The 10,203-nt window shown below is 55.5% G+C and carries 7 protein-coding genes; 2 read left to right on the top strand and 5 right to left on the bottom strand.

Annotation, left to right across the window (positions count from 1 at the left end):
• Positions 1–29: 29 nt before the first annotated feature.
• The 5 genes from C0039_RS16850 to C0039_RS16830 are packed head-to-tail and all read right to left on the bottom strand — an operon-like array spanning position 30 to position 6,890.
• On the bottom strand, positions 30–2,630 hold the full coding sequence (locus C0039_RS16850) for a S8 family peptidase (RefSeq protein WP_101518744.1): 2,601 nt from the start codon (positions 2,628–2,630) through the stop codon (positions 30–32).
• Positions 2,623–3,630, bottom strand: coding sequence for an AAA family ATPase (locus C0039_RS16845; protein ID WP_101518743.1), 1,008 nt, complete (start codon positions 3,628–3,630; stop codon positions 2,623–2,625). The genes C0039_RS16850 and C0039_RS16845 overlap by 8 nt, the downstream gene beginning before the upstream one ends.
• Positions 3,609–4,943 carry a restriction endonuclease subunit S gene (locus tag C0039_RS16840; protein ID WP_207796476.1) on the bottom strand — a complete coding sequence of 445 codons (1,335 nt, stop codon included), beginning with the start codon at positions 4,941–4,943 and terminating at the stop codon, positions 3,609–3,611. Before C0039_RS16840 ends, C0039_RS16845 begins: the two co-directional genes overlap by 22 nt.
• On the bottom strand, positions 4,933–6,528 hold the full coding sequence (locus tag C0039_RS16835; protein ID WP_101518741.1) for a class I SAM-dependent DNA methyltransferase: 1,596 nt from the start codon (positions 6,526–6,528) through the stop codon (positions 4,933–4,935). Before C0039_RS16835 ends, C0039_RS16840 begins: the two co-directional genes overlap by 11 nt.
• A 32-nt stretch (positions 6,529–6,560) precedes the next feature.
• Positions 6,561–6,890, bottom strand: a complete 330-nt coding sequence (locus C0039_RS16830) for an HVO_A0114 family putative DNA-binding protein (protein ID WP_101518740.1) — start codon at positions 6,888–6,890, stop codon at positions 6,561–6,563.
• A gap of 1,033 nt (positions 6,891–7,923) precedes the next feature.
• Here C0039_RS16830 and C0039_RS16820 point away from each other — a divergent pair.
• Positions 7,924–8,790, top strand: coding sequence for a phage integrase N-terminal domain-containing protein (locus tag C0039_RS16820; RefSeq protein ID WP_101518738.1), 867 nt, complete (start codon positions 7,924–7,926; stop codon positions 8,788–8,790).
• Between the two features lie 371 nt (positions 8,791–9,161).
• Positions 9,162–10,157, top strand: coding sequence for a tyrosine-type recombinase/integrase (locus C0039_RS16815; RefSeq protein ID WP_243391646.1), 996 nt, complete (start codon positions 9,162–9,164; stop codon positions 10,155–10,157).
• The last annotated feature ends 46 nt before the right edge of the window (positions 10,158–10,203 follow it).

Raw genomic sequence — 10,203 nt, 5'->3', positions numbered from 1 at the left:
ACCCGAATATACATCATGATGGATGCGAATCACGCGACTGGTCCTTCATATGTTGTCTGGTTCTCACCAGGGCGAATCTGAATCGCAGGTGCAATTCGAGTTCGGATCTCGTTGTAAACAGCGATATCGGCGCCCTCAGCCACCTCCAATGAGACGGTCAATCCATACGCGATAGGGTTCTGGATTTTTCCGGCGTCTTCACGGCAGTTCACTTTGATTTCGATAGCTTCCCCGTCGATGAACGGCTCCGCTTTCTGGCCTTCGAACACTTCGTGTTGGACTGTTCCGCGCCGCACTGCTCGCCAATCGGCATCACTTCGAGTTGGAGCTAAGCCGTTGTTGTTCATTTCAAACCAAAGGCTTGCAGTGCGATATTTTTGAGTGCTTGCCGAGATTGGGGACAACCAAGCCAAGGTAACTGTCAGGCGTCGCCACTCAGGGCGCGATCCCAGCGATGGAGGTAGAGGCAGGCTGAAAACGTGAGCTTCACCATCGGAAAGCTGCCCGAAGCCCAAGACTGTTGCTCGCTGATGTGTACAATCCAGAACACGGTCTACCACCGGTATGCCATAACCGATCCACCGGCTAATCAGCCCACTGAGCTGACGGCCGTTTTCAGGGGTACGAAGCACCTCGGAAATTCGTGAACCTATATCGCCCCACGAGCAACCATGGACCAACATCGCCTTCAATAGGGGAACTTCATAATTTGATGGATCGACTTCAGCCGCTTGCTCATTGAAGATCTGCTGCAGAGAGTCGTAACAAGTGCCAGCGGCTCTGCTGATCAAAGCAGTCGCATTGCTCGTTCCACAACTGTAGGAGGTGGCGTTTAGTTCACCGGCAAGGCTTCCGGGTGAGGCGACTTTGTTTCCTGGGGTTGTGCGAAAAATTGCGGGCTCAATGGTTACGGGGTTGGTTGGCTGTAAAGGCAACCGGTACCATTGTCTCCCGCCGTAGAAGATAAGTTCGGGTTTTATTGCACGTCGATAACCGCTGCCAAATGCTGAAACGGGACTGGGTAATGGACGTCCAAATGGGTCTATCCTATTTCCCTGGTAGGTAACCTGTGCCTCGTCAAGATGTACTGCCCCAACGCTGATGCCGTTAATCGTTTCGGCTGGCGAAAGAAGTTTCCTGTGTCGGGCGTCCCTGTACAGTGCTTTGATCGTTGCCGCTTCAAATTCGTCAGTTTGAAACGAGTCGAATTCCTCCCGAGATACGCCCAAAGAAATTGTTGTTGGGTGATTCCCGGCACTGACGACAAACAGCACGCTATACTTCATGCTCAACCAGTCCAGCAATCTGGCAATCGGGCTCATAGACTGTGTAAACTGGCGGGCTCGGTCACCGATTGACAAGTTGATTACTTTAATGTGAGGAGCTGCCGGTCCTTCCCCCTGATCACCCTCGAATAATCGCTTAACCGCTCTGTGAATAAGATCGACCGCAAGGCAATTTTCAGGAATCCCCTCTGGTCGAGGCGTGTCGAGCCAGTTCAGCGGCTTCATGATAGGCCGAACGTAAACCGGTCTGGATAGAGAGGGCTGTGACTGATTCAGGTCGCCATGGACAATTAGCGATGCCATTGAGCTGCCATGGACCCGCTCAGAGGCCGCGTAATCAGCTTCCCAGTTATCTGGATCGTCAACAATCAAACGGCCAGTCAACAAGCGGTGATTGGACAGCGGAACCCCATCAAAAAGAGCCACGACAGGATCGCCAGTAGGCATTGGCATCTCTTCAATCTGGGCGATTTCCACATCACCCTCTGGAGATTGGTCTCCGACCACCATTTGCCCAACAGGCCTGAAGAACATTACGTTCTCACATTTAACCAGTTCAGTTGTTGGGTTCTCCACGATATATCGGATGGCATGAGCCGGCAGTTCGGCCAGGAGCCCATGGTAGGCGATGCCCTCAATCACTGACTGGTTCAGTATTCGACCGCCAGCTTGCTGAACGAGGTTCATGACTTGTCTCGCGCTAACTGCGCGAAGCTCGTTGCTTCCACGAAACCAAAGCTCAGCCTCAAACGGAATGACACGATCACCGTCGTATTCAAGATCCGCCTGCCAGAGATCGATCACGCCGGTTTCAAGAAGTCTGTCCTGAACATCCCACCGACGGATGCTTTTCAAGTGTAGGAACACATCGCGGAACTTTGTAAGGCCGCGCTCGAACTGCATGTTTGGATCAGTCTGGTAGCGTCGCCACAGGGACAGCATTTCGTCGAGGGCTCGCTGATTGGACATTACCAGATACAGACGCCCGTTCAGCTCCTTTTCAGGATTATTCTCATCATAAAAATCTTGGTCGGGTGCAATCTCATCGCTCTCGAGTTCACCCATCCATTCGAGTCCCTCGATACGTTTCACGGCATTGGCAAAATTGTCGACGCTGCCAATGGTCTCAATTACTAAAACTTGCTCGGGGTCTATACCCGCAATGTTTTGCTGAATCTCAGCTCTGCGGGCTTCAAAAGCTGCCTGCAGTTGGTTGAACATCGGTGAAAGGCGTTGACCTTGTCGTGTTACATTGGGCTTGTGAACGCGTCCGAACTGGGGTTTCTGTTTTGTCCTATCAGCCGGCTGTGGCATCGGGAAAAGGAGTAGTGGGCGTTCAGGCATCCTTCACCTCCGGTTCGTGCTGTTGCGCTACGGTGACTGATCTGGCGGACCAACTCTGGAGGGTTTTGGATACGATATCCTTCATGTTGGCGTTCGATTGTTCTAGCACATACTGGCGGAACACGGTCGTGCCGAACTCTTCGACTTCGGCGAAATTCGACCCATGTAGACGTTTTGCCAACGTGCCCGCGGCATATCCCAAGGGAATATTGATCCGGCGCTCGAATTTTTCGAACCACTCTGTCAGGCGAGCGCGGGTCGGGCCGGGTAGAGTCATGCGGACCTGGAAGCGCCGCCAGACAGCACGGTCCAGTAGTTCGGCATGATTGGTTGCACCGATAACCATGACATGGCTCGGCAGGTTGTCGATCTGCATGAGCAGCGAACTCACCACGCGCTTGATCTCACCGGTCTCGTGCAGATCACCACGCTCCTTGCCGAGGGTTTCAAACTCATCGAAAAAGAGCACGCATTTCCGAGTGGAGGCATACTCAAACAGTTTCTTCAGGCGGACAGCGGTCTCGCCCAGATATGTACCGACGACACTCTCATAACGGACCACAAGCAGCGGGACAACCAGTGCTTCTGCAATGGCTTCGGCCAACGAAGTCTTGCCATTACCTGGCGGTCCGATGAGGAGCAAGCGATGACGGGGCTCCAGGTTGTATGACCTGAGCAGGTCGGTCCGGTGCTGTTCCTGAATCAGGCTCTGGCAAATCTGCAGCACCTCATCCGGCAGGATGAGATCGGACAGCTTTCGCTGGGGCATAATCTCATGAAACAGGTTGCCCATGCGCTGATCCAGCATAGGACCACCGCCATTGGTAACGGTGCGTTCTACCGGCGCGGCGTTCAGTAACTCCTCGAGCTTCTCGGCCAGCACCTTGTGCTGCTTGGTTCGCTCTTCGGCGATGATCGCCTCGACGACCTTTCTAAAGCTGGCCTTGTCGCTCCTCATACCGGATTGGACAAGGCGAATTAATAGGTCAGCTCTGGCCATATCCGCTCCATATTTGAATTAAATGTATGTTTTCGCGATTGTACGCTTAAAAACTTTTCAGCATCCGCGATGCGCAGCGCGCCGGAGATCAGCTTGGGCAGCAGAGTGTCACGGAGTTGCGCGAGGTTTCGGGATTCGAGTTGATTGTGAATCGCTTGTTCGACAAGAGGCGCCATAACGACCCCGAGTCTCTCCAACACAATGTCTGGTGGGCAAAGCGTCACTGTCGCCTTGAGATGACCTCGTTGGATGTGGCCCATGGTCGTGGCCTTTGAGGCCGCGATGGCTTGAAATGTTTCGAGGTGGTGATACACCCAATGGCTGACAAACCACATGGGGTAGCGCTCGGAGGTGACCTTGAACAGGTGCTGATTGAGTGCACCTTTACCTTCGGTCCAGAACTTTGCCAGCAGACTGCCAGACCAGGAGAACAGGAAATCGCCATCCTTGATAATGTACTTGTCTGGTACATCAAGCGATGCACGACCGCTCTTGGCGCTGACGCCATTGCGAAGCTCAGCGATCTTGATCACCGGAAAGTTGTCGTCAGGATCGGTTGCTGGGAATTTCTGAAGGGCGAGGCCATTGAGAAAGGCTGCAATCTCATCGAGCGGTTGCATCTCCCACCCTTCCGGCTTCCCCTCATCATCAAGGCGGTCGGGGAACAACTGCCAGAGCTCGGCGGGGAGATAGGGTTCGCGCCCTTCCATCTTGGCGCGGACGGGGCCGAAGTCGACGAACCAGTCCTTAAACAGGGCGCGGGCCATGGCCTCCAGAGTCTGGTTGCGGCGGCGGTTGAGTTCGATCTTGTCGTCCAGTGTGCCGAGGATGTAGGCGATGGCGCGTTGTTCGGGCTCGGTGGGCAGACCGATTGTTAGCGCCTTAAGCTCGTCGCTGTTCAGCCGTCCCGTACCATGGCCCGCAAGATCAACTCGGGAGAGCAGTCGATGTTTATTCCCAAGCAACAGATACGGAAGGAAGTCATCGGTAACATGTATGTTTGGTCGAAGCGCCTTCACGTCTTGATTAAACGTCATGGGCTTGCCAATAACGCAGATTGGCAGATCATTGAGCAAGGTCATGCCGCGAACTAGAAGTAATACCGAGCCAGCAGGAGCGAGTCTTGTACCGTTCGAAGCACCAGCTTCAGTAACGTGGTCTTGTGAATCTCCGAGTCGGAACTGCTTCATATCTTTTGCAGATACCCAAGGAATTGAACCGTTCCAGTAGTCGGCTCTGCTCTTTGATGGGGTACCGCCCGACAAGAAATCAGTCACTTCACCAAGCGTGGAATCGCGCCATTCACCCGCCATACCCAAGCTCCTTGAGGTTGGCATCAATCGCCGCATCCAGCTGCGTCGCTTCCTGCTGCTGCTTTCGCCACTGCGCACTGAGGCGCTGCATTTTTTCAGCGAATGGCTCACCATCATCCTCCACAGCCTCGGCACCTACATAGCGGCCGGGGGTCAGCACATGACCGTGCTTGCGGACGTCGTCGAGGGTGGCGCTCTTGCAGAAGCCGGGGATGTCTTGATAAGGGGTCAGAGCGCCTTCGGCGGTCTGACCCCAGTCGGATTGGCGCCAGGCATGATAGGTGTCGGCGATCTTCTGGATGTCCTCGTCGGTGAGTTCGCGCCGGGTGCGGTCCACCAACATGCCCATATTGCGGGCATCGATAAACAGCACTTCACCGCGCCGGTCGCGCAGGGTTTCCTTACCGCGCTTGCCATTGGATTTATCGCGTGCAAGGAACCACAGACACGCAGGGATCTGCGTGGAATAGAACAACTGGCCGGGTAAGGCCACCATACAGTCCACCGCGTCGGCTTCGATCATCGCCTTGCGGATCTCGCCTTCGCCGCTCTGGTTGGAACTCATGGAGCCGTTTGCCAGCACCACGCCAGCGGTGCCAAAGGGCGCTAGATGCCAGTGGATGTGTTGCAGCCAGGCGTAGTTGGCGTTGCCCACAGGCGGCACGCCGAATTGCCAGCGCGGGTCTTCGCGCAAGCGGTCACCGCCCCAGTCGGATATGTTGAAGGGCGGGTTGGCGAGAATGTGGTCGAAGCGCAGGTCGCGCAGTTCGTCCTTGTGGAAGCTGCCCTCGTTGTTCCAGCGTATGTCGGAGTCGATCCCGCGCACGGCCAGGTTCATCTTGGCCAGGCGCCAGGTGGTGTAGTTGCTCTCCTGGCCGTAGATGGCGATGTCGCCGATGCGCCCGCCGTGTTGCAGTACGAACTTTTCACTCTGCACGAACATTCCACCGCTGCCGCAGCAGGGATCGTAGACGCGGCCTTGGTAGGGTTCGAGCATCTGTACCAATACCTGCACCACGGAGCGCGGGGTGTAGAACTCGCCGCCGCGTTTACCCTCGCTGCCGGCGAACTGGGCTAGAAAGTACTCATAAACGCGGCCGAGTAAGTCACGGGACTTACCGCCCTGTTCGTTCATGGTGATGCCGGAAATCAGGTCGATGAGCTCTCCCAGCATGACCTTGTTGAGCGCGGGGCGAGAGTAGTCTTTGGGGAGTACGCCTTTCAGGGATTCGTTGTCCTTCTCAATGGCGCGCATGGCATCGTCGATGAGGGTGCCGATCTCAGGGCGCTTGGCGTTGGCTTTCAGGTGCGACCAGCGGCCCTCTTTGGGTACCCAGAAAATATTGTCGGCGAGGTATTCATCCTTGTCCTCCGCTGCTTGCGGATCTTCGGCCAGCAGTTCAGCGTGGCGGGCCTCGAAGGCGTCCGAGATGTACTTGAGGAAGATCAGCCCCAAGGCGACGTGCTTGTAGTCGCTCGGCTCCATGTTGCCGCGCAGTTTGTCAGCGGTTTTGAATAGCTCGGCTTCGAAGCCCAGCTGCGATTGGGACTTGCCGCCGTTGTTCTTGTCTTTGCCCTTGGCCATTTATAGTTCCTGTTGTTCAGTCGCGGTGGGGGTCAGTCCAGCACCACAAGAAATTCGGTGGCCAGCGCTTCCGGGCGCACGGCGCGGGTGTCCGGGCTGCGGTGCAGCTTGACCAGGCCGTAACCCTCCAGATTGCGCAGCGTGCGCGACAGGTTACTGGCCGCGCGTCCAGACAGTTCTGCAAGTTCCAGTACCGTGCGCGGCTGCTTATCCTGCATCAAACGGAGCAATGCCCGGTTCTCGTCTGACAACACTCCGGCCAGCTGACGCCATGACGCGAACCAGACCGTGGGCGTAGGTTCGCTATGGCGGGAAGCTTGGCTGGTCCGCTTTTCAGAGCGGATGCCGACGACAGTGCGCATGAGTACCCTCTTTGTTATGGAGTGGCAGCGTGTATGCACCTGATGCTATCACGCGAACATCGTATCGGACAGTGAGTTGGAGCGGAGGTTTGTAAAATGTCGTAAACGTATACCTACAGTATACGTTTACGATAGTGAGTGAACCATAGGGTGGCCACTGTTTGGACGTGCCCAGACACTCTCGACACTGGAGTAGGTGCTGCGCCGGTAAGCACGCGCTCAAGTCACTGCCGCGCGCAGCGGGTAGTGACGTGGGCGCCCGCGCTCTACGGCAATAAACTCAGCAACACTTCTGCAACATGCGATTTCATGGGTGGTTCCACTGGAACCACTTCACCAAGTACCTAAGTTTGCGGATCTACGAGCTCAAAGCAGCCCTCCGTCCCCCTGAAGCGTAATTTCCGACCCGCTCCTGACAAACAAATCACCAGGCGTCCGATAAAACCACCCCCGATTCGGGTTGAATTCTCTGTGACAGCCATATTTCGGGTTCGTATAGTAGAGCCACTTGTCGCTGCCACTGCGCTTAAAGTGGCAAGGAAGACCCCACCTTGCGCAAGCGAAAGGGGTAGGTGGAATCCGGTTGTTTTGGAATCTGCCGAATGCGTCATTCAGGACCACTATGACGCAACGGTCAGTCATGACCGGGTCCATCTTCGAACCATCACGGTGCTGCATCATCTGGGTACCGCTCTTTCAAATTCCTCCCGCTTGTCACGGGGGTCAGTTCCATAACCGCTGTTGATGTCAGGGCACTCGTGCCCTGGTTACTCGACAGTTTCCTTAAACCCCGCAAACGCACTGGCGGTCAGTGCGTCCTGCTCAATCCAATAAGGAGGTAATTCCACCCCCAGCCTATGGCTGGAGAACCGTTGGTTTGCACGGGCCAGTTTTCATTCGAAAACACACCGTGTTGTCTAGGGCCAGACACATTCAGGTCTATCGGGATTGGTGTCCCGTGATCGTACCGCTTGCGGGCCTGCGCAGCTTCTGTTGCCAGGTGATCAGAAACACTTACCGAAGGAGCAACACTATGCGAGACCTGAACTACCAACTGAAACTCTTATGCAAACACAGCCATGAGGGCAGCTTCGAAACGCGCGTGGGTCGGGAAAGGCAACTCAGCGCCATCGCGAACCAATTACACGACCTGGGCTTCAGACAACTGAAGACCACGTCCCTCAAACAGAAGCATGTCCAGACCCTTGTGGACCACTGGCTGAAACAAGACCTATCTCCCGGCACCATCAAAAACCGGATGAGTTGCTTACGCTGGTGGGCCGAAAAGGTGAGCAAGCGGGCCGTGGTGGCCAGTTCCAATGACTATTATGGAATACCGGACAGGCAGTTTGTGGCCGAGCAGAGCAAGGCAAAAGACTTGGCGGAGGAACAGCTCGCCCTAGTCAAGGATGAACACGTACGCATGAGCCTGCGCCTGCAACAGGCCTTTGGGCTAAGACGAGAGGAAGCCCTGAAGATCCAGCCCCGCTGGGCGGATCGCAGAGATCACCTGCAATTGAAGGCCAGTTGGACCAAGGGCGGGCGGGAACGCACAGTCCCCATCCGCACCTCTGACCAGCGCGCCTTGCTGGAAGAAGCCAAGCAACTGGCCGGTCTGGGTTCCCTGATTCCCGGTGGCCGGCAGTACATCGAGCAGCTGAGAATCTACGAGCGCCACACTGCCAACGCCGGGTTATCGAAAATGCATGGCCTGCGCCATGCCTATGCCCAACAACGCTACCGGGAACTCACGGGCTGGCCATCGCCCCATGCGGGTGGGCCTTCCAAAGCAAAACTCAGCGACGCTCAAAAACGAAGGGATCACGAGGCCCGCCTCACGATCAGCAAAGAACTGGGCCATGTCAGAGAGCAAATTACTGCTGTGTACCTGGGTCGCTGAGAGATGACTTCGATTCTCCCCCGATTCATTCGTTTGCGTGATGCCCCCAGCTATTTGGGAATGGACAAGAACCGATTCAACCGGGAGGTTCGGAAAAGCCTCACGGAGATTCCCATCGGTAAGCAGGGCATTGCATTTGACCGGCTTGAAATGGACGCCTGGGCGGAGCAGTATATGAACCGCTGTGGGTGTTCGCCAAAGCATAGAGGAGATTTCCTATGTCAAAGCGAATCCCGGGCCTCTACAAGAGAGGCACCCAGGGCATCTGGCACATCGATAAATGCGTCAGGGGGTATGGCCGACTTCACGAGAGCACTGGAACAAGTGAGCTCGCGGAGGCGGAAAGGTACCTGATTCGACGGTTGGAAGAGATGCGCAAGGCGAATGTTTACGGCATTCGAGCGGAGCGTTCTTTTCGGCAGGCGGCCACCAGGTTTTTGCTGGATTACCAGCATAAGCGCAGTATTGGCCGCTATGCACAGTCCCTGAAAATTCTGGACCAATACATAGGCGATCTGCCTTTGCGTCGGGTCCATCAGGGCACGCTGGAGTTGTTTATCCGGCACCGTTGTAAGCAGGGTATGCGAGCCAACACCATCAACCGTGATCTGGCGGTGGTGCGGCGAATTCTGACGCTTGCCGCCCGATTATGGCGGGATGAGTCCGGTTTGACCTGGCTTGAGACAGCCCCTTTGCTGCAGTTGCTCGACTGTGGCGATGCCCGCAAGCCATATCCCCTATCATGGGAGGAGCAGGCGAGGTTGTTTGCGCGCTTGCCGGAACACTTAAGGGACATGGCCTTGTTCAAGGTTAATACTGGAACGCGGGAGCAGGAAGTGACTTGTTTACAGTGGAGTTGGGAAGTATCGATTCCCGAGCTGAAAACCAGTGTGTTTGTTGTCCCCGGTAATGGCGTCAAGAATGGTGAGGATCGATTGGTGGTGATGAATGCTGAGGCGCGAGCGGTGATCAATCGTCAGCGCGGTAAGAACTCAGACTATGTATTCACCTACTCAAAGGGTAAGCCGATTGATCGCATTAATACCAAAGCTTGGCGCCGAGCGCGAGAGGAGGCTGAATTACCGCAAGTGCGGGTACATGATTTGAAGCATACGTTCGGTCGCCGGTTGCGGGCCAAAGGTGTCAGTCATGAAACCCGACAGGTGCTCCTGGGCCATAAGAACGGCCAGATCACGACGCATTATTCCGCTGCAGAAATTGGGGAACTGATAGACGCGGTGGAGAAAGTGAGCTGGTCGGGTAGTTCAGCGCCGACGCTGACCTTGATCAAAAATGAAAACTCCCGCAAATCCCCCGCAGTTGGGAGACGGGAAAACGTAAAATTGGTTTGGGCTCTTCATCATTAACGGGGGACACCGGCATTCATTAAACTGAATTTGCGAAGTTCGTTTA

It is taken from the genome of Pseudohalioglobus lutimaris, from assembly GCF_002866825.1.
In the GTDB taxonomy this organism is placed as follows: domain Bacteria; phylum Pseudomonadota; class Gammaproteobacteria; order Pseudomonadales; family Halieaceae; genus Halioglobus; species Halioglobus lutimaris.
The sequence above is the reverse complement of the archived record's forward strand: the minus strand, read 5'-3'. Positions and strand labels throughout refer to the sequence as shown.